The organism is Streptomyces sp. NPDC048442 (genome assembly GCF_040651475.1).
Classification (GTDB): domain Bacteria; phylum Actinomycetota; class Actinomycetes; order Streptomycetales; family Streptomycetaceae; genus Streptomyces.
The window spans coordinates 34,705-54,098 of the sequence record NZ_JBEZKB010000039.1 but is presented as its reverse complement, the minus strand read 5'-3'; the positions used below and the strand labels follow the sequence as shown (position 1 = coordinate 54,098).

Here is a 19,394-nt window from a genome sequence, read left to right as displayed (position 1 = left end):
GCTCCCCGCCCGTCCCCCTACCCCTGAGAGGAGGCCGCACCATGCCGGAAGCACGCTACGAAAAAGGGACTGCCGTCCCGCCCCTTCCGTCGGAGGCGGCGTTCCCGATGTCCTTCCCGCCCCCCGTGCTCAGGGTGGTGATCGTCGACGACAATCCGGTCGTACGGGCCGGACTGACCGCACTCCTGGGCTCGCGCGCCGACATCGACGTGGTCGCCGAGGCCAACGACGGCCGCCAGGCACTCGCCGTGGCCGAGCACTTCCGGCCGGACGTGGTCCTGCTGGACGTACGCATGCCGGGCGTGGACGGCCTGTCCGCGCTGCCGCACCTGGTGAAGGTGGCGCCGGTGATGATGCTGACGTACAGCCGCGAGAGCGAGATCGTGCAGGAGGCGCTGAGGCTGGGCGCGGGTGGATACGTGGTGCACGGCGAGTTCACGTCCGACCAACTGGTGTGTGCCGTACGGGACATCAAGGAGGGGCGGGCCCACTTCACGGCCTCGGCGCAGAACGCCCTGCTGGCCCATATGCGGGCGGACACCGGGGCGGCGGAGCTGCCGGAGGGGCTGGGCTCGGCATACGCGACGGGCGTCCCTTACGCGGGTCATCGTGCGACTGCACATACACCGGAGTACCCCAAGTCGATGCCAGATGTCTCAAGTTCCTCACATCTGAGTGCAAGTCCTTCGCACCTGCAACCGAACGTGCCACAGTACCCGTTGGAGCGCGAGCGGCAGGCGTACGGGCTGAGTGCGAGGGAGGTGGAGGTCATGGATCTCATCGCCGCAGGCATGAGCAACCAGCAAATCGCCGCCACCTGCTTCATCAGTGAGAAGACGGTCAAGAACCACATCAATCGCATCTTCGCGAAACTGCACAGCACGACGCGGAGCGAAGCGATAGCGCGGTGGGTGGGCACGGCGAGGAGTGGCGGCCGGCGGGGCTTCGGGGGAGGGGTGATGGGCCGTGGCTAAGTCCCAGCATTGGGCCCGTGGTTGGGCCCACGGGCCCTCTGTGCGGCAGGTGATTCCGGCGTATCTTTCCGGAAGATCGAGCGACCGCACTGACCAAGGAACGTACGCCGGACCCGGAGGACTTCACCATGGCGCAGGACATCTCGCTCAAAGCAGCAGCGAAGGCGACGATCGCGGTCGGACAGTGGCGCGACACGGTGGTCAAGCGGATGCACAAGAAGGCGGACCGGGACAAGGGCGCGAGCATCGTGGAGTACGCGGGGCTGGTGGTGATCATTGCGTTGATTGTGGTGGCGGTGAAGGCGACGAACCTGGGTACGTTGATCGCTGCTGCTCTCACGACCGCAGTGACAACGATCACTGGCGGCGGGGCGGCGTAATCGGCCGCCTGCGGAATGACCGAGGGCAGACCCTTCCCATGTACGTGGTGGTGGTGGGGGGTCTGCTCTTTCTTGCGTTCGCCTACTTCGCCTTCGCCCAGGCTGCCGTTGCCCGTAATGGGGGGCAGTCCGCAGCCGACGCGGCGGCGCTGGCGGCGGCCCAGGACGTGCGCGACGAGTTGACCCAGGGCTTCTTCGACGACATTGCCAACCCTGTCGCCTTGGTGAAGTGGCTCGACGCGCAGGGGGCCAAGGGCAACGGAGACGGTGCGGCAGCTCAGTTGGCTGCATCGAACAGGTCCGACCTGGTCGGGGGAGTCGGGTTCGCTTGGCGGCAGGGAGATCCGGCCTTTACGGCGAGCATTCAGACTCGGTACACAGTCGGGAAATCAATCCTACCGATCACGGAAGGCATCCACGCAAAAGCAAATGCCACAGCGGTAATTGAGCCCTTGTGTGTGATTGCTCCTGATGCGGACCTCGCGAAGCTCGTCGTGATCGACTGCAAGGGCAGTGGGATCTGGGAGATAGACCCCACGAAGATCACCGAATTGGATCCCGATGTGCTCCCCAAGGCCAACGATTTGTTCTCCGTCCATCTTGCCGAGTGACCTGCGAATGTCGAGAAGAAGGAAGAATCCCTGATGACCATGCGGCGCACCATGAAGGCCCGAAGGGCACTGACCGCTGTAGCGATCACCGCTGGCTTGGCCCTCACGGTGGCTGGCTGTGGCGGAGAAGAGAAGGGGCCCCCTCCTGCTTCGGCTTCATCCCCTGCCAAGAATGCGGCGGGTGCCAGTGCAACGTCGACCCCTGAGACGCCGACTGCGGACACCGTCTTGGCAGAGGTCAAGAGCGGAAACATCACCCTCATCATTAACTCGGCCGTCCGTGACCAAGGCGGATTTGTCACTCTGAATGGGAAGATCAAGAATGGTGGCAGTGGAGTCTGGCTGGCACCTGGCTGGCAGGGAGGCGAGCAGGAACTCTCCAAGAATCAGACGTCCATGGCTGGAGCATCATTGATTGATAAGCAGGGAAAGAAGAAGTACCTCATTCTGCGCGACACTGATGGACGTTGCTTGTGCACGAAATTCACCCTCGGTGTCGCGGCAAACAAGGAGAGTACTTGGTTTGCCCAGTTCCCTGCTCCGCCTGCGAGTGCGACGAAGGTTGATTTCCAGATTGGCGACATGCCGCCCGCCAGTATCGAGATCTCGGATGGTGAGTGACCATGTCATCTACGCACTTCCGAAGTCGACCAGCACCGTTCATTACCGCTGCCTGCGCGGCGGCATCCTTGTTCGTGGGGCTGGGGGCCACCAGTGCAGCCGCAGAGCCCAACCCAACTCCCAGTGTCCCCCCAGGCAGTGTCACTGCGCCTGAAGCCCCCAAGGTCGACGCCAACTCTCCCGGCCTCAAGCTCACCGACGGCGGCACCCTAGCCCCCGCCCGAGTGATCGACATCAAATCGGTCGTCGAAGACACGGGCGGTGAAGAAAGCCGCTCGGAGACACCCTCCGACGTCAAGTTCGCCCTCCAGGCCGAAGTCCTCTTCCCCAAGGACAGCGACAAGCTCAACGCCGCCGCAGCGTCCCGTATCAAGGCCATCGGGCAGGAAGCCGTGGCCAACAAGAGCACCAAGATCCGTGTCTTCGGCTTCACCGACAACCTCGGTTCGTACGAGCACGGCCAGAAGCTCTCCAAGAAGCGTGCCGACATGGTCCAGTTGGAGCTGACGAAGACCCTCGGCTCCAACGTCACCTTCGAGGTGCGCGGCTACAGCGAGGACTACCCCATCGCCGACAACGCCACCGAAGAGGGCCGCAAGAAGAACCGCCGTGTCGAGGTCACGTTCCCGCGCGGTGACGCGCCCAACGCCGGTACGAAACCGGGAGCTTGAGCCACAGCGGCAATGGTCCTGCCACGGGCTTTCATCAGGGGTCGGTGGTGGGACCGAAGTTGGTCACGGAACCGTGGTGAGCGATGACGGTATCCCATTCCTGAAACGCCTCACCGGGCCGGTTCACCGTGACCGGAAGACGGCCTACGGGACGAGCGCGTTCCGCGAGACGGCTGGTATTACTGGTGCATGCAGGAAGAAACCGCGCGGTCCGCGATCGACACGTTCCTCTCCGCGTTCAACGCCTCGGACGACAGCTATTTGAATGCTCCCCTCCCTGAAGGGAGGGGATTCTTGACTCAGGCTGCCTTCGGGAACTGCGTTCCCGGAGGTCTTCTGCCATCAGCATCAACAGGGGTCAGACCTGCCCTGTTCAGCATGACCTGTGCGGAGTTCTTGTCTCTGGGCGAGACGTGTCCGCACGCGGTGCAGGTGTAGGTGCGCATCCCCAACGGCAGTGCGTGCTTGGCTCTCGCATGGCACTGTCCGCAGTCCATCGTGGTGTACGCGGGATGAATCAGGTGGATGATCCGCCCGTGCTTACGGGCCATATGCACCAGGGCTTGTTTGGTGGCGCCGACGGCGGCGTCCGCGGCCTTCTTGGCCATGGTCGACTTGGCAAGGAACTTCGGTTTGAAGTCCTCCACGGCCAGCTGGTCATGATCCCGAACGACGCGTTTAGCCCATTTCCGCCCGTGGTCCTCACGTTGGCGGGCGGCCTTCTTGTAGGCCTTCGCCCGCAGGTGCTTGGCCGCCTTGTAGCCGCGGGAGCCGGGTTTGCCCTTCTTGGGTTTACGGCGGGCCATCATCCGGTCGTAGCGGGAGATCTTCGCGCTGGCAGCCTTGCCGAACTCAGGGTGGGGCAGGTCGTGTTCGTCGGAGGTGGTGGTCGCGAGGTCCTTCACGCCCCAGTCGACGCCGAGGTTACGGCCGGTCTCGGGCAGCTCCTGGACCTGGGTGGGGACGACGAAGGACGCATACCAATGACCAAGAGAGTCCTGGTGGATACGCACGGAGGTGGGTTCGGCGGGCAGGGGGCGCGACCAGGCCACGCCAAGGACGATCCCGCCCGCCAGGTGCAGGCGTCCGTCGCCCTTGAGACGGAAACCGCGCCGGGTGTAGTTCAACGACGGCGCGTCCTCACGCCGGGACTTGAAGCCCGGCATCCCCGCCCGCTTCGCCTGCGGCAGACGTTCCGTGATGTCCTTGAGCGCCTTGGTGCGGGCTGTGCCGAAGTCCCGGATGATCTGCTGCTGCACCACCGAGGAACCCGCAGCCAGCCAAGGCGTGCAGGCCCGCGCCCTCGTGAGCATGCGATCCAGCTGAGCCGGTCCGCACGTCTCCTTCTTCTCAGCCGCCTCCATGGGCAGGGCCCGGTTACGGGCGTAGACGGCCTTGGACTTGGCTACACACTCGTTCCACACCCAGCGACAACGACCCCACTCCTCAACCAGCGCCCGGCGGGCGGTAGTGGAGACGCGCAGGCGGTAGGAGAAGCGCGCCGAACCTGGCTTGCCCTCCTGCTTCCCGCCCGTGGGGACCGCTTCCAGCGGTCGCGTCTTCGTCGCCGTCATGCCCGCGACGCTAACCATCCACCAACAGCCCCACCCCACGTTCGGGCAACCATCCCCCGAACGAAGACGCGCACCGAAACCACGTTCGCCTCCCCACAGATCCTCACGCGCGAGTCACGTACGAGCACAAGGCGCTCCGCGCCCAAGATGCTGTGCCGCTTCGCGCCACCAGTACGGGAGTCGATTCCTCCCCGACCTGAAGGTCGGAGCATCCTCGCCAGATACGAGGTGACTGCGCTCCTCTCCCAGGCCCTGACCTCGGACGTGGTCTTCTGGGGGCCGTTGGGCCGCAGTGAAGGGATCGAGGCGGTCGAGCGGTTCGTGCTGGACATCCGGCGTCACCCGGCGGGGACCGGCACGATGGTGCGCTGCTCGGCGGTGGACATGCCTGACGAGTGGGCCCGGTACCAGTGGGTCTTCACCACGCCGGACGGTGGCCCCCGTCTGGCGGGAACGGACGTCGTCCATCTGCGGCGGAGCCTCATCGACCAGGTTATTGTCTTCGCGGGCGAGATCGACCCGTCCGCCTCCTGAGTCATCCTTCTCTTGCGCCGCCCTTCTCCTGAACCGGCCCCGTCGGTGCTCCGGGGCAGCGGCTCGCGGTTGGTCAGGGTGCGGTGTTGAGGGGACGCGCCTCCACCCGTCGGACGGCCTGTCAGCTCACCTCCAACGGGCCCGCCATCCAACAGTGTGAACCGAAACCCGGTGAACCATCCCGGTCAGAGCACTGGCTCCGCCGGGCCCGGCCCCAGGCCGAACTCGCCGCCGAGAACCGCTGGTTCTCGCGCAGCCGCCAACTCCGAACCCACATCGTCCGTGGCTGTCGTCGGTCACTGAGTGCGCCACTGCCGGCTGACGAGCTTTCTGAACTCTTTGAGGGTTCGGGCATCCACCCCGTTCCAGACCAGTCGGGCGGGCGGCTTGGAGGCGTTCCCGATGAACGTGGTGTAGAGGGTGCGGGTCTCACCGACGCAGACTCGTACAGCTCAGGTCCCGGCTGCCCGAGGGACAGCGCGGGGCCCCACGTCGTACTCGCGCTCGGGGCGGCGCTTGGCTGCTCACTTGTGGCTGTTGCCGCACGGCCGGTGGAGCCCTTGGAGCTGCGCTGCATGTTGTTCTTCCTCCAGCAGAGCTCCCGGGGGAGGAACAGCTTGACTCGACTCCCTCCCCCTGACGCGCACTTCGCGCACCGGCCGAATGCTGTGCGGCGGCACCGACGAAGATCCTTCCGAGGGAGCCGGCCCTGCCGTCCGGGCTGCAGAGGGTGGTACGAACTCCACCACCGGGACACCACGCTGCTGGAGCGGTACGTAGGCGGGGGTGGGCTCTGTCGGGATGGGGCGGGGTCGGGAGGTGGGGGTTTCGGGCCGCCCCCTTGGCGGAATAGTGGCGCTTCCGGGTGCCCTGTAAAGGGCGCTCCTACGTCGCGTCGGCTGCGCCGATGTCGCTTCGCTCCACCCTTGACAGGGCCCCCTCCAGCGCTGGTGGGAGGAGCCAAGGGGGCGGCCCGAAAGAACGGTCCCCGGGGAAGGTGCGGAGAGTGGCTCGGGCTTCGCTGCCGGGCAGCGGGCCGGTGGGCGGGGGCGCCGGGGATTCCTGCGGGCGAGTACCGGATTCCGTCCGCTGGTGGGTGGGGGCTTCGGAGATGGGCGCCCGCTGGGTGACCTGTTGCGGCGGGTGGGGGTGCGCCGACCTCAATGGGGCTGCGGGCGTGGGCCCGGCGGCTGAACGCGGGTGGGGGCTGGGGCTCAGGCTGGTGGCTGGCGTGGGGCGGTGGCTTGGTGGGCGGAGGGGGTGGGGTCGTGCGGGGCTCGTTGGGGTGCCGGGGGTGCCGGGGGTGCGGGAGAGTGCGGCACGGGGGGTGTCGCGCATGGCGGGCGGAGGAGGTGAGGGGGCCCTCTCCGCTCCTTTCGTCCCACTGAACCCACCGGCCTCGTCCCTTACTGCCGTGGGCGGACTGGGTAGACAAATGAGCGATGATCGCAACTTTGGCTACGCGGTCCTGTTCCCCCACCACCCACTCACTGTTCTGTGCCACCGAAGGTTAAGCGCGCTGGTCAGAGGCGCATTGGGGGCGGATTCCAGGCCTGGGAGCCGGGTCTGACGGGTCCGTCCTGCGAGCCCGGCCAGCATGCTTGCTCGCAAGCCACAGGCCGTTCTGCCACTCGGTTCTCCAGGCGCTGCGGCCTCAGGAGCCATCTACTTCCGGCGTCGTAGTGCGTAGGAGACCGCGACGACGGCGACCAGCGGCCCCCACAGCAGCATCGGCACGTAGCACGCATTCATGATCAACGCGGCCAGGCCCTGCGGGGCCTCGGAGCCGCCTGCTTCGGCTGGCCAGCCGCCCCAAAACATTTGCGTGGTCAGTGCGGTGACCGCGAACGCCCCCAGCAGCGCTGGAACAACCGCCGCCCAGGTCCTCACGCGCCTGCCACCCAGGAGCGGGATCCAGTGCGGCACTCTCTCGCCCCAGGGTCTGACCAGGCCGAGAGTCATGAGCGCGAGCCCCTCGGTCACAAGTGTCAGCAGGGTGATGTAGGAGGAAGCCTCCAGCCCGGGTTGCCAGTCCTTGGCCAATTGGCCGCTGAAGCCCACCGGGATGCCCACGGCCAACGCCATCCGCCACAGCCCCGCGGGCAGGACGGCCAGCGGCACGGCATGCGCCGCCAGGTTCACCCAGCGCCGCACGGCCAAGACCGTGACTGTGCCCTTGACTGTGGCGGGTAGCGTGTTTGCGGCATTCATGACAACCTCCGGAGCGGCGTGCGGTTACCTCCATGCTTCTCCTCGCACCCACGCCACACATCCCTCGATGGCCCCCTCGCCTTCAGCCGCGCGGACGAGCCCGCCCTCCTCCTTCGGGGCGACGCCCTGAACATCAGCCGGCTGTCAAACGGGCGCCGAGCCGGGGCTGTTGGGGGTCAAGAGGCCACCCCTGTGTCAACCGGCCAACCTTCGATGGCACACGCTTAGGGTTCGTTGGCACAGGACACTCACGCCAGCCACCAGCCTGAACGCCAACTCCCCACGCCACCGGCCGTTTCCCGGCCTCCTCCGTGGCCCCCCCCCCGGAAGCGCGACCATGAAAAGAGGGGCGGCACTCGCGGACCCCTCCGACACCGCAGCCCCTCAACGGGGCAGTTTCACCCATGACTTGACCCCGCGATGCGGCGGCAGTGCGTCGCACGCGCCCCATTCGCCGCCCCAGTCCTCGACCGCCTCCGTGAGGAGCCACAGCGCCCTCCGTCGACGTACGAAACAGAGCGAGGCGGCGTCCGGGTCGGTGTGCGGCGGGTGCTGGTCCCAGACGATCAGTCGTAGCGCTTCGTCGCGGTGGCGCAGGGAGACGTAGAGGTCGGCGTCGCACGTCAAACGGCTTGCGACGGCGATGAGTTCGGTGGCGGCGAGCGCGGTCACCGGTCCGTACCGGTCCAGGTGGTGGGCGTGCAGGGCCGCGCCGATGGCGGTCCGTACGATCCCGGCACTGCGCGGCTCACCCCGTACGGTCAGGCTGAGGGCGAGGTCGTCCGCCTTGTCGTACGTGGTTCTGGCTGGGGTTGCTGTCGGGTGGGCAGTGGCGGGGCAGAGGGCGGCGTGCGACATGGCTGAACTCCCTTGTTCAGTACGGCTGTTGGGATTACACCCGGTACGCCGGTGAGCAGTGGCCTGTCTCCCTGGCGCGAGCCCGCCCCTCCCAGGGGAGGAGGCTTCGGGCGGGTTCACGCGATGCACTTCCAGCTCGGCTGCGTAGTCGGTGCATCACTTAAGGTAGGCCATGCGGGCCAAATTAACCCTTCGCGTTGTGCGAACTAAACCCTTTGGGCTAACGCTCGTACGCACACACGGCAGACTGCTCACCATCGGTTGCGGAAAGGAACGGCATGGCAGCGAGGACCTCACCGACTGAACGTCAGAAGCGACTTGGGGTCGAGCTGCGGAAGATGCGCACGTCGGCAGACGTATCGGCGGAGTCCGCCGCCCGGCTTCTCGGAGTTGACCGAGGCAAGATCTCCAACATCGAGTCCGGGGTACGGGCCATCAGCCCGGAGCGCGTCCGGATGCTGGCGAAGGCCTGTGCCTGCCTGGACGAGAAGTACGTTGAGGCCTTGGCGGAGATGGCGCAGCCCCGCACCCGAGGTTGGTGGGAGCGGTATCGGGGTTCCGTTCCCCAGGGGCTGCTGGACATCGCCGAGTTGGAAGCACACGCCCTACGGATGCGTGCCGCGTACTCCGTGCATGTCCCCGGACTCCTCCAGACCTCGGACCATGCGCTGTCCGTCTTCCGCAGCGTGATCCCGCAGTTGCCCGAGCGGGAGATCGCTCTGCGGCTGGCGCATCGGGTGGAACGGCAAGAAGTGTTGGGCGGCGCGACTCCGACTCCGTACGTCGGCATCGTGCATGAGGCCGCGCTGCGCATGCAGTTCGGCGGGCGCAAAGTGGCCAGAGCGCAGCTCGACCACTTGCTTGCTCAGTCGGAGCGGGAGAATGTAACCCTGGTGGCACTCCCGTTCGAATCCGGGGCCTTTCCTGGTGCCGGACAGACGGTGCTGCACGTGGACGGTCCGGTGCGGGAGCTCGACACCGTACAGATCGACAACTCGCACGGGCCCGATTTCCTGTACGCCGAGGACCAGTTGGAGAAGTACCGGGCCCACCTGGATCAGATGGAGCACATCGCGCTGTCGCCCACGGAATCACGGGACTTCATCCGCGGCATCGCGCAACAACTCTGAGGGGGCAGTCCATGCAAGAGGTCAACTGGGAAGAGCCGTTCTGCGGCGAGGGCAACTCCTGCTTCCGCATAGGAACCGACGCCGAGGACAACGCCTACATCGCCCTCCTCGGCCAGGAGGACACCCCCCTCACCGACACCCGCGACGCCCTCCGCAACCTCATTCGTGACATCAAGGCCGGCAAGGCCGACCATCTCCTCTGAGGTCGGGAGACGTGAACCGGTGCACCGGGCTTGGGCAGCGAGGTTCTACGGTGCGCACCTGGACTGGATGGACGTACACACGCTTGACTCCAAGCGGTCGCGCGACCTCATCCACACCATCGCCTGCGAACTCTGAGGAGCCCGAGATGCCGCAGATCAACTGGGAAGAGCCGTACTGCGGAGAGGGAGCGAGCTGCTTCCGGATAGGAATCGACGCCGAGGGCAACGCCTACATCGCCCTCCTCGGCCAGGAGGACACCCCTCTTGCCGACACCCGCGACGCCCTCCGCAACCTCATTCGTGACATCAAGGCGGGAAAGGCCGACCACCTCCTCTGAGGCCGAGCCCGGTACCGGGTCCCGGACGAGGGGCCGGTTGCGGAGTGCGCCGTCGGAGGCTCACCCGCCGATGACCTCCGCCACCGGGTGCTGCGAGTCGTAGGCGGCCCAGCCCGGGTTCCCCGTGGTGGCGAACGCGACCCAGGCGCCGTGTACTCGGGCCGCGAGTCCCGCAGGAGCGGGGTCGGGGCCGAGCAGGCCGGTGTCCGCGTGCAGCCAGGGTGCGTCGGCGATGTCGAACACGAAGGGCAGCTCTACGGTGTGGGCGGCGCCGAGCCGACTACCCAGGGCCGTCGAGCGGTACCCGAACGAGTAGCGGTGCGTGCGACCGCCCGAGACACGGGCGTGCGCCTGCGCCAGGCGCGTCGTACCGGTCTCGAACAGGATGTGGCCGAGTACGGCGGCCCGCCCGGGGGTTTCCGGGCCGCCCTGCGGTACGACGTAGAGGCGTCCCTCCTCGGAGTTGGTGCCGATGAGCAGGTCGACCTCGTGTGCCGGGCCGTCGGCGAGTGAGTCGGCGGGCTGGACCGGGAGGACCAGGCTGAACGGGCTGAGGCCTGCCAGCGGGTCCGTAGCCGTGCTGGTGCGCAGGTCGAGGCCGGCGAGTGCGGGCAGGATCGCCAGGAAGCGTTCGTCAGGGATCGGGGCGAACGCCTCGGCCGTCGGCGCGACGCCCAGTGCGGCGGCCGCCGCGGCCGTGACCCGCCCGGCCTGCTCCGGGGTGAACGCGCCGGTGCCGTTGCCACTCTGGACGATCGCCCGCCGGAACAGGCCGGCCGCCTGCGGCGAAGCGAGAAGCGCACCGACGAGCGTGGCACCCGCGGACTGGCCGAAGACCGTGACGTTGCCGGGGTCCCCGCCGAACACCGCGATCGTGTCCCGTACCCAGCCGAGAGCGGCGAGCACGTCGAGCAGCCCCCGGTTGGCCGGAGCGCCCGCCAGATCGAGGAACCCGGGGATGCCCAGGCGGTAGTTCACCGTCGCCAGGACGACTCCGTCGCGGGCGAACGCGCTGCCGTCGTACAGCGCGGCACGGTTCGCGCCGGTGACGAACCCGCCGCCGTGCACGAAGACCATCACAGGACGCCTGCCGCCGTCGGCGGCCGGTGTGTGGACGTCGACGGTGAGGTACTCCTCGCCGGGCACCCAGCCGGGCCCGAAGTACGGGGTCATGTCGAGCCGTCCGAAGTCGCGGGCCGGCTGGGGAGCGGTCGGCGAGGGCCGTGTGCCGTCGCGGACACCGGACCAGCCCGGGTGCGGTGCGGGCGGGGCGAAACGGCCCGCGCCGGTCGGGGCAGCCGCGTAGGGGAGGGCACGGTAGCGCTCGCCTGATCCGTCCCGGACGCCGCGTACGGCCCCCGCCGGGGTTTCCACCACCGGATGGACCCGGTGGACCCGATGGCCCCGTTCTGCCTGCTGACTGTGCACGGGAGGTGCTTCCTCTCTGGAGCGGGAAGGGGACGCAGGGAGTCCGCAGAGGGACATCAGGAGATCCGCAGAGGGACATCAGGAGACGCGCGCGCTGCGGGAGAATCCCGCCCACCCCTTGATCGTGAACTTCGAACCCCTGCGCCCGACCTCCACCGCACCCCGGCCGCCGAAGTGCGCGGGGAAGACCAGCGTGTTGTCCTCGGCGGCCCGGCCGAGCAGCCTGTGCCGGGTGGCGCGGGACTCCGCCGGGTCCTCGCAGAAGCAGGAGTTGGTCTCCGGCTCCGCGATCTGCAGCGCGGTGTGCACCAGGTCCCCGGCGAACAAGGCCCGGTCCCCGCCCGATTCCAGGGTGAGCACGGACGAGCCGGGGGTGTGCCCGGGAGCGAGATCGAGGCGGAGGTTCTTGTCGATCCGGTGGGTCCCCTCCCAGAGGTGGGTCAGCCCCGCCCGGTGGACGGGCGTGACGCTGTCCTCGAAGACGTTCTGGTTTCCGCGCCCCAGCACGCTCTTGTGCTCGTTGGCCGGGTCCCAGAACTCGAAGTCCCGCCGGGTCATCAGATACGTGGCGTTCGGGAAGGTCGGCACCCAGGTCCGGCCTTCGAGGCGGGTGTTCCAGCCGACGTGGTCGATGTGCAGGTGGGTGTTGATCACGAGGTCGACGTCCTTGGGCCGCACCCCGGCGGCGGCGAGGCGGTCGAGGTAGTGCGTCTCCAGGCGGCTCCACTCCGGTGCGTACGGGCGGTCCTTGTGGTTGCCCACGCCGGTGTCCACGAGGATCGTGCGCCCCTCGCTGCGCAGCAGCCAGGTCTGGATCGCCGTACGGCACTCGTCCGTCGCGGGGTTCCAGAAGTCGGGCGCCAGCCAGTCGCGGTGCTCGTCCCACGAGCCGTCGGGGCTGCCGGGGAAGAACTCGGCGGGTGACATCCCGGCCGAGCCGTAGAACTCTTCGATGCGGGTGACGGTGACGTCCCCGAGGGTGATCTGTTCCGGAGCCCGTTCCGGAGCCCGTCCCCGGGTCCGTTCCCGGGTCCGATCGCCGGTCGGTTCCAGGCTCTGTTCCGGGCTCCGTTCCGGGCTCCGTCCGGGATTCCGTTCAGGGTGCTGATTCATGTGGTCCGTCCTCGGGTCCTGGTGCGTTGCCGTACGAGACCGATGCTGGACACCCCGGCGGGCGCCGGCCACTCCCGCCCTGTCCTACCCCTCGCAGGGTGTGGCTGGGGCCGGGCCGCGCGCCGAATACTGGGGCCATGAACGCACCAGGCCCGCTCGGCACCTTCCTCCAGGCCCGGCGGGCGCGGCTGCGCCCCGAGGACGTGGGACTGCGCGACTTCGGGAACCGCAGACGGGTGGCCGGGCTCCGGCGCGAGGAACTGGCCCAGCTGGCGGGCGTCAGCGTCTCGTACTACACACGGCTGGAACAGGGCCTGTCCCGCGGTGCCTCGTCCGAGGTGCTCGACGCGATCGCCCGCGCCCTTCTCCTCGACGCCCACGAGCGCGCCCACCTCGACCGGCTCGCCGACGCGGCCCGCCGTACGCCCCGGGTGCGCCGCCCGAGGCCCGAGAAGCTCGCCGACGAGACACGCGACCTCCTGCGCGCCGTCGAAGGCGTCCCCGCGCTGGTGCTCGGCCGCCGTACGGACGTACTGGCCTGGAACGCCCTCGGCCACTCCCTGCTGGCCGGTCACCTGGACGTCCACGGCCCCGACGACCCGGCCCGGCGCCCGAACATGAGCCGGATGCTGTTCCTGGACCCGCACTGCCGGGAGCTGTACGCGGACTGGAGGCGCAAGGCACGCGCGGTGGTCGGCAATCTGCGCATCGCCGTCGGCAGGCACCCGGACGACCCGCTGCTCGCGGAGCTGATCGGCGAACTGACGATGAAGAGCCCGGAGTTCGTCGCCCTGTGGGGGGACCACCGCGTGGAACCGTGCGACGCCGCGTCCTACGAGCTGCACCATCCCGTCGTCGGCACGGTGACGGTGACCCAGCAGACGCTGTCGGTCGCCCGCTCACCGGACCAGGCGCTCATCGTGTGCACCACCCCCGCCGGCTCGCCCTCCGAAGAGGCCCTCGCACTCCTGCGCCGCGGTGAGGGCACCGTCGTACGCGACAGAGCGGGCGATCGCCCCGTCGTACGTACGTGAAAAGCGCGAGGCGCACCGGCGTACCGGGAGGGGCAGAGGACGGCGGAGCAAGGTTCTTGACCCCGAGGTCCAGAACCATCTAGTGTTCCGGTCATGGCAAGGCCCAAGCAGTTCGATCCCGAAGCAGCCGTATCGCAAGCCATGGAGGTGTTCTGGAAGAAGGGGTACGCCGCCACTACTCCGCAGGACCTCGTGGATGCCCTCGGTATCGGCAAGGGCAGTCTCTACAACGCCTTCGGCAGCAAGCACGCCCTGTTCGTGCTGGCGCTCCGCCGGTACCGCGACGGTCAGTCCCTCGCCCTGGTGGAGCTGCTCGACGGGAGCGGCCCCGTCAAACCGCGGCTGCGCGGTGCGTTGAAACTGCTTGCCGAGATGGACCTCGACGACCCGGACCGCCGTGGCTGCATGGCCGTCAACGCCGCCACGGAACTCGCCGGGGCCGACCAGCTGGCGACCGAACTGGTCCGCCGCATGTTCGACCGTACGGAGAGTGCCTTTCAAGCGGTGATCGAGGAGGGGCAGCGCTCCGGGGAGATCGACCCCGGCCGCGATGCGGCCGCGCTGGGGAGCATGCTGCTCGGCATCCTGGTGGGCTCCCGGGTGCTGGCCCGTGTCGCCGAGGGGCCGGAGAGGCTCGCCCGGGTCATCGACGCGACGATCGACTCCCTGTAATTCGACTCCCTGTAATTCGTTTCCTTGTCATTCGTTTCCTTGTCATGCGTTCACCTGCGGGGCTGTCCCCGCCTGCTTTTTTGCCCATGTTCTGTACCTCAAGTTCAAGAATTAGGAATCGGAGCATCATGGACCTCAACCTCACCTCCAAGACCGCCGTCGTCACGGGTGCCAGCCGCGGCATCGGGCTCGCCACGGTCCGTACTCTCGTCGCCGAAGGCGTCCGCGTGATGGGAGCCGCCCGCACCATCACCCCGGAGCTGAAGGAGACCGGCGCCCTGACCTTCGCGGCCGACCTGGGCACCGCCGAAGGCGTGACCGCGCTCATCGACAGCGCGCTCACGGAGCTCGGCGGCATCGACCTCCTCGTGAACAACGTCGGCGGCGGGGACGACGTCGAGCCCGTCGGTTTCCTCGACATCGACGACACCCAGTGGGCCGGGATCTTCGACATCAACCTGCTCAGCGCCGTCCGGGCCACCCGCGCCGCACTGCCCAGCCTGGTGGAGCGGCGCGGCGCGATCGTCAACGTGTCTTCCATCAACTCCCGCCTGCCCGCGGCCGGTCCGGTCGCCTACAGCGCCGCGAAGGCCGCTCTCACCGCCCTGGGCAAGTCGCTGGCCGAGGAGTTCGGCCCGCAGGGCGTACGCGTCAACACCGTTTCCCCGGGTGTCGTACGTACCGCCATCTGGGAGGACCCGGAGGGCTTCGGCGGCAAGGTCGCGGCGCGCGCCGGGGCCGAGCACGCGGCGTTCCTCCAGCAGATACCGGCGGCCTTCCAGATCACCAGCGGTCGCATCACGGAGCCGCAGGAGGTCGCCTCACTGATCGCCTTCCTCCTCTCGGACGTCGCCGGCAACATCATCGGCGCCGACTACGTCATCGACGGCGGCACGATCAAGACCCTCTGATCGGTGATCCCGGGTCCGCGTCCGAGGGCACCCGTGACGACCGGGTCGGCGGCGAACCGGTCGAGTGCCTCACCCAGGGTGGACGGCAGCGTCCCGGGCGGGGGGTCCCTCGCCGGGTCCCCGGATCCGCTCTGGGGCGGGCCGGGTTCGATGCCGTGGTCGAGGCCGTCCTCGATCGCGGCGAGGAGGACGGCACGGGAGAGATAGGGGTTGACCATGGCGCCGGGCATTTTGAACTCCAGCCGCCCGTTGGCCGGCAGGCGCACCGTGCAGGTCTCGTTGTTCATGCCCCGGTCGACGTGCGTCGGCGCGAACCGACCGGCGTGCCAGTAGCGCTTGTACGAGTTGACGGTCGGGCCCATGACGGCCGTCGCGGCTGCGGTGTGTCAGGTGCCAGCTGCACGCGCCCACGAGCAGGACTCCGATCACTACGAGGCCGGTGATCATCATGGGTGTTCCTCCCGGTTCTGCCGGCGCGGTCGGCCGGTACGCACATTAGGAGGCGGGGTGGTCCGGAAAGGATTCACCCGGGACCGCCTGCCGGTGCGAGAGGGTGATCCGGCGCCGGGTCGGGTCCACGGCCAGGACCTTGACCGGGAGCGGGTCACCGACCTCGACTGCGAGCGCAGGGCGGTGGTGGTCCGAGTGCCCATCGGCTGCGTCGGCTCCGTCGGTTGCGTCGGAGTGGTGCACCAGGCCCTCGAAACCGTTCGCCCTGTCCTCGATCCGTACGAACGTGCCGAACGGGACGAGTTTGGTGACGCGACCGACGACGGTCGTGCCGATCAGCCGGGTCAGCAGCGGCATCGGGTCTTCGAGCAGGGCCTTCCGGGACAGCGTGACTCGCTCGCGGTCCAGGTCGATGTCGAGAACCTCGGCGCTGATCTCCTGACCGACGCGGACGACGTCGGACGGGTGGCTGACGGGGCGCCATGACAGCTCGGGGATATTGATCATGGCCTCGAAGCCGCCGATGTCCACGAACGTGACCCAGAATTCGGCGATGCACGTCACCGTGCCGGTGACGACCTGACCTGGGCGAAGGGACTGGAGGAACGCCCATGTCCGGTCGCCCGGCGTCGGTTCCGTCCGCCAGCGGGCCCGTACCACTCCGTCGTCGTCGGGCACGACGGCGGTGAACAGAGGCACGCACTCATCGGCGTACACGGGTATCAGCGCCGCCGCGCGCGCACCGGAAATCCGGGCGGTCAGCTCCGGAAACTCGTCCTCGTCGACCATGGCGCTCCTGAGCTGCCCGTCCGCGTCCTGCCAGACGCATTCGACCAGGCCCTCGGCGGGGAGAGCCGCGAGGACCGCGTCGATGTCGGAGGACAGGCCCGGCCAGACGGCGAGCCGGGCCCGGGGAACGAGCAGCGCGCGCACCGTGGCGATGGTGCCGGGGGTGAGGCGGTGCCACCGGGCAGGACCCTCGACGTACGCCTCCTCCAGGAGTCCGGCGCGGTGCGAGGCGACGGCCCTTCGCACACTGAGCCAGAACTCGTCGTCGCCGGGCCGCTGGATGCCCTCGCCGTCGGTCTCCATGTCGTAGGGAGATGCGTCGATACGTTCCGGGAACAGCCCGAGCGTACGAGTCCGGGCCAGGGCCTCCTCGCAGGGCAGACTGCTGCCGACATAGAGGTACTGGTCCCATCCCACGTGCACGGCGAAGGAGCCCTCCGCCTCCAGCCGGCACCAGGCGCCGCCGTCGCGCAGCATGACCCGCACCAGTTCGAGCGCGGTGTCGAGCGGCACCGTTGCTCCGTCGTGGAAACCGGGCGGGCCTGGCAGGCCTGTGGGATTGGCGGGGTCGGTGGGATGGGCGGGGTCGGTGGGGTCGGCGGCGAAGAGCCCGTCCAGCCCGAAGCCGTCCAGCGGCGGCTCGGCGCCGAAGTGCACGAGGGACGGGAGCTGCGGCTCGCGAACGGCCAGGCGGTCAACGCCGGTGCCCACCGCGAAGGCCTCGACCGCCAGGAGGTACGCCGCCTCGACCGGCCCGCGATCGCTGGCTGTGTCCTCGGAGCCGACATAGTGGCCGTGTTCGTTGCGGTCGGTGGGGGAGTACTTGGTGACGCGGTAGACGTAGGGAAGCACGCCCCCATCTTCCGCGATCGGCCGCTTCCCGCCGCCCCGCCGGTCAGCCCAAGCTCTGCTGTCGTGCCGCCGGTCAGCCCAAGCTCTGCTGTCGTGCCGCCGGTCAGCCCATGCTCTTCGCGCCGTCCAGGGTCTCCCGGATGATGTCCGCGTGGCCGGCGTGCTGGGCGGTCTCCGTCATGACGTGCATCAGCACCTGGCGGGCCGACCAGCGCTTGCCGGGCTCGTTCCACGGGGCGGGCGGCAGCGGGTGGTCCGCGTCCAGGTCGGGGAGGGTGACGACGAGTTCGTCGATCCGGCGGGCCGCCTCGGCGTAGTCGGCCAGTACGCCTTCCAGCGTCTCGCCGGGCAGCAACCGGAACCCGTCGTTTCGCTCGGCCCAGTCGGCCTCGGTCATGGCGGTGAAGTCGCCCAGCGCCGAAGGGCCCTCCAGGATGAAGTCCGCCCAGCCCCGCTCGACCCCGGTGACGTGCTTGATGAGACCGCCCAGACACAGCTCACTGGCGGTGGGCTGCAGCCGGGCCTGCTCGTCGGTGAGGTCACGGGTGGTGAAACGCAGGAAGTGCCGGTGCTTGGCGAGCATCTCCAGCAGGTCGGTGCGCTCGCGGCTGAGGGCGGGGGCGGGGGCGGGGGTGGTGTTCGCGTCGTCGATGGCCGGCTCGTTGACAGTCATGGTCCCTGCTTCCTGTTGGTTCTCTTGCTCTTCTTGCTGTCCCTGTTCCCTCGGACAACAAGGAACACCCTAGAGAGCATGTAGGCCAGTACATGTCCTCAATGGAGAAGGGATCTCCTGTGTCCAACTGGGAGGTTCCATAAGATGGTTGGCGCTCGATGATTCCAGGGGGAATTCATGGTCAAGTCCTCGCTGCGCCGTGCAGCTGTTGCCGTGGTGGCGCTGGCCGCGCTCACCGTTTCCTGCGGCACGGCTCCGGAGCCGTCCAAGCCCGGCAAGCCGGAGGCGGCCGCTGCCGCTGCCGCGAACGAGCCCAGCGTGCCGGCGGGGGACGGCCCCGCCCCGATCGACACCGCCGAGACGGACAAGCCCTCCGGCGCATCCGAACCCTCCGGGGCGTCCGCCGGGGCACCCACGCCCGGCCCCGAACTCGTCCGCGACGCCTTCGCCGGACTCCAGGCGACCCTCGGCGAATCGTGCGGCACCCCGGGCAACTGCGCGTACTTTCTCGGGCGGGTCTACGACGAACTCCACCGCCTGGACGAGGCCATGAAGGCCGACCCGAAGGGCCCCGGCCACTTCCCCGAACCGATCGCCCGGATCAAGGAACTCGACGCGAAGCTCGGCGGCGACCGGAGCTTCGAGAACCTCAAGAAGAACCAGAAACTGCTGCTCGGCACCCGCGACAGGATCAACACCTGGATGCAGGGCCACCCGGACGACTACCGCTGACCGTCCGCCCGAGTAGGAGGAAGTGGCAAAGGGCTGCGGAACGGCGGCCCGGGGTCGAGCGGGAGTGTCAGGTGCGCTTGCGCGCATTCCGTACCAGCGCCCGCAACGCCGCCACCAGCCCCACCACTCCGCCTGCCGCCGCCAGCAGGAACAGGGGCGGCAGGTTCTCGTTCGGCGAGTCCGCGCCCTGGACCCGCGCCACGGACGGATCGCCGGACGCCACCTCCAGGGGTACGGGGGCGCCGACCGACGGGGAAGCGGTGAGGTGGGCAAGGCTCAGGGTTCTGGTGTCCGTACGGTAAGTGCGGTCGCGCACGCGGTAGTTGACGGTGAAGTCCGTGCTCTTCTCGTGGGGGATCGCCGAGACGATCCGCCCCGTCACCCGGACCGGCGCCGCGTCGATGAGCTCCCCGTCGCCCCATTCCCCGACCGCCGCCGACAGACAGCCAACCACCACCAGGAACGCCACCAGGGCGCCGACCAGCGCGGGACTGAACACACGCCGCAGCCGGCCGGCCATGCCGATGACGGTACTCGCCGGGGTGGGGCACGTCGACGGCACGGAACGGGGCGCCGGCCCCGGCACGGCGGCCCCCGGTGCGGTGGCGGCCCCCGGTGCGGCGGCGGGCCCCGGT

The 19,394-nt window shown here is 68.6% G+C and carries 20 protein-coding genes and 3 pseudogenes; 14 read left to right on the top strand and 9 right to left on the bottom strand.

The window, feature by feature from the left end:
• Positions 1–41: 41 nt before the first annotated feature.
• From AB0D18_RS37360 to AB0D18_RS37335, 6 genes and pseudogenes are all read left to right on the top strand, one after another.
• A complete protein-coding gene (locus AB0D18_RS37360) occupies positions 42–974 on the top strand; it encodes a response regulator transcription factor (RefSeq protein WP_362429377.1) in 933 nt (310 codons plus the stop codon).
• 128 nt (positions 975–1,102) lie between these two features.
• Positions 1,103–1,354: a hypothetical protein gene (locus tag AB0D18_RS37355; protein ID WP_362429374.1), complete on the top strand. Its 252-nt coding sequence runs from the start codon at positions 1,103–1,105 to the stop codon at positions 1,352–1,354.
• The gene (locus AB0D18_RS37350; RefSeq protein WP_362429409.1) at positions 1,354–1,965 is read left to right on the top strand and encodes a pilus assembly protein TadG-related protein; all 612 of its coding nucleotides are present in this window, start codon (positions 1,354–1,356) and stop codon (positions 1,963–1,965) included. The genes AB0D18_RS37355 and AB0D18_RS37350 overlap by 1 nt, the downstream gene beginning before the upstream one ends.
• Positions 1,966–1,998: 33 nt before the next feature.
• A complete protein-coding gene (locus tag AB0D18_RS37345; protein WP_362429371.1) occupies positions 1,999–2,586 on the top strand; it encodes a hypothetical protein in 588 nt (195 codons plus the stop codon).
• 2 nt (positions 2,587–2,588) lie between these two features.
• Entirely contained in the window at positions 2,589–3,257 is a 669-nt protein-coding gene (locus AB0D18_RS37340) for an OmpA family protein (protein WP_362429368.1), read from the top strand.
• Positions 3,258–3,446: 189 nt separating this feature from the next.
• Positions 3,447–3,527 (top strand): annotated as a pseudogene (locus AB0D18_RS37335) (nuclear transport factor 2 family protein); the annotation flags it as partial.
• A 29-nt stretch (positions 3,528–3,556) separates the two neighbouring features.
• Here AB0D18_RS37335 and AB0D18_RS37330 read toward each other — a convergent pair.
• Positions 3,557–4,831, bottom strand: coding sequence for a transposase (locus tag AB0D18_RS37330; protein ID WP_362429365.1), 1,275 nt, complete (start codon positions 4,829–4,831; stop codon positions 3,557–3,559).
• A gap of 228 nt (positions 4,832–5,059) precedes the next feature.
• Here AB0D18_RS37330 and AB0D18_RS37325 point away from each other — a divergent pair.
• Positions 5,060–5,365: pseudogene (locus AB0D18_RS37325) on the top strand (nuclear transport factor 2 family protein); the annotation flags it as partial.
• 1,665 nt (positions 5,366–7,030) lie between these two features.
• On the opposite strand, the gene AB0D18_RS37320 reads toward AB0D18_RS37325, so the two are convergent.
• Entirely contained in the window at positions 7,031–7,576 is a 546-nt protein-coding gene (locus AB0D18_RS37320; protein ID WP_362429362.1) for a hypothetical protein, read from the bottom strand.
• A 384-nt stretch (positions 7,577–7,960) separates the two neighbouring features.
• Entirely contained in the window at positions 7,961–8,434 is a 474-nt protein-coding gene (locus AB0D18_RS37315) for an ATP-binding protein (RefSeq protein ID WP_362429359.1), read from the bottom strand.
• Positions 8,435–8,712: 278 nt separating this feature from the next.
• On the opposite strand from AB0D18_RS37315, the gene AB0D18_RS37310 reads away from it, so the two are divergent.
• The 3 genes from AB0D18_RS37310 to AB0D18_RS37300 all read left to right on the top strand — a co-directional run bounded on the left by AB0D18_RS37310 (position 8,713) and on the right by AB0D18_RS37300 (position 10,105).
• On the top strand, positions 8,713–9,564 hold the full coding sequence (locus tag AB0D18_RS37310; protein WP_362429357.1) for a helix-turn-helix transcriptional regulator: 852 nt from the start codon (positions 8,713–8,715) through the stop codon (positions 9,562–9,564).
• 11 nt (positions 9,565–9,575) lie between these two features.
• Complete coding sequence (locus AB0D18_RS37305) at positions 9,576–9,767, top strand: hypothetical protein (protein ID WP_362429354.1); 192 nt, start codon at positions 9,576–9,578, stop codon at positions 9,765–9,767.
• Between the two features lie 146 nt (positions 9,768–9,913).
• Positions 9,914–10,105, top strand: a complete 192-nt coding sequence (locus AB0D18_RS37300; protein WP_362429351.1) for a hypothetical protein — start codon at positions 9,914–9,916, stop codon at positions 10,103–10,105.
• A gap of 60 nt (positions 10,106–10,165) precedes the next feature.
• Here AB0D18_RS37300 and AB0D18_RS37295 read toward each other — a convergent pair whose 3' ends face one another.
• Positions 10,166–11,533, bottom strand: a complete 1,368-nt coding sequence (locus tag AB0D18_RS37295) for a carboxylesterase family protein (protein WP_362429348.1) — start codon at positions 11,531–11,533, stop codon at positions 10,166–10,168.
• Between the two features lie 78 nt (positions 11,534–11,611).
• Positions 11,612–12,646 (bottom strand): MBL fold metallo-hydrolase, encoded by a 1,035-nt coding sequence (locus AB0D18_RS37290; protein ID WP_362429345.1) that lies wholly within the window; start codon positions 12,644–12,646, stop codon positions 11,612–11,614.
• Between the two features lie 137 nt (positions 12,647–12,783).
• On the opposite strand from AB0D18_RS37290, the gene AB0D18_RS37285 reads away from it, so the two are divergent.
• From AB0D18_RS37285 to AB0D18_RS37275, 3 genes are all read left to right on the top strand, one after another.
• Positions 12,784–13,680: a helix-turn-helix transcriptional regulator gene (locus AB0D18_RS37285; RefSeq protein WP_362429342.1), complete on the top strand. Its 897-nt coding sequence runs from the start codon at positions 12,784–12,786 to the stop codon at positions 13,678–13,680.
• A gap of 93 nt (positions 13,681–13,773) precedes the next feature.
• The gene (locus AB0D18_RS37280; protein ID WP_362429339.1) at positions 13,774–14,352 is read left to right on the top strand and encodes a TetR/AcrR family transcriptional regulator; all 579 of its coding nucleotides are present in this window, start codon (positions 13,774–13,776) and stop codon (positions 14,350–14,352) included.
• Between the two features lie 128 nt (positions 14,353–14,480).
• Entirely contained in the window at positions 14,481–15,263 is a 783-nt protein-coding gene (locus AB0D18_RS37275) for an oxidoreductase (RefSeq protein WP_362429336.1), read from the top strand.
• On the opposite strand, the pseudogene AB0D18_RS37270 reads toward AB0D18_RS37275, so the two are convergent.
• The 3 genes and pseudogenes from AB0D18_RS37270 to AB0D18_RS37260 all read right to left on the bottom strand — a co-directional run.
• Positions 15,227–15,637: pseudogene (locus AB0D18_RS37270) on the bottom strand (hypothetical protein); the annotation flags it as partial. The gene AB0D18_RS37275 and the pseudogene AB0D18_RS37270 overlap by 37 nt on opposite strands.
• A 121-nt stretch (positions 15,638–15,758) precedes the next feature.
• On the bottom strand, positions 15,759–17,354 hold the full coding sequence (locus AB0D18_RS37265) for a S1 RNA-binding domain-containing protein (RefSeq protein ID WP_362429333.1): 1,596 nt from the start codon (positions 17,352–17,354) through the stop codon (positions 15,759–15,761).
• 103 nt (positions 17,355–17,457) lie between these two features.
• Positions 17,458–18,027, bottom strand: a complete 570-nt coding sequence (locus AB0D18_RS37260) for a DinB family protein (RefSeq protein WP_362429330.1) — start codon at positions 18,025–18,027, stop codon at positions 17,458–17,460.
• Between the two features lie 177 nt (positions 18,028–18,204).
• On the opposite strand from AB0D18_RS37260, the gene AB0D18_RS37255 reads away from it, so the two are divergent.
• Positions 18,205–18,759, top strand: coding sequence for a hypothetical protein (locus AB0D18_RS37255; protein WP_362429327.1), 555 nt, complete (start codon positions 18,205–18,207; stop codon positions 18,757–18,759).
• A gap of 67 nt (positions 18,760–18,826) precedes the next feature.
• Here the strand turns inward: AB0D18_RS37255 and AB0D18_RS37250 are convergent, their stop codons facing one another.
• On the bottom strand, positions 18,827–19,279 hold the full coding sequence (locus AB0D18_RS37250; protein WP_362429324.1) for a hypothetical protein: 453 nt from the start codon (positions 19,277–19,279) through the stop codon (positions 18,827–18,829).
• Between the last annotated feature and the right edge of the window lie 115 nt (positions 19,280–19,394).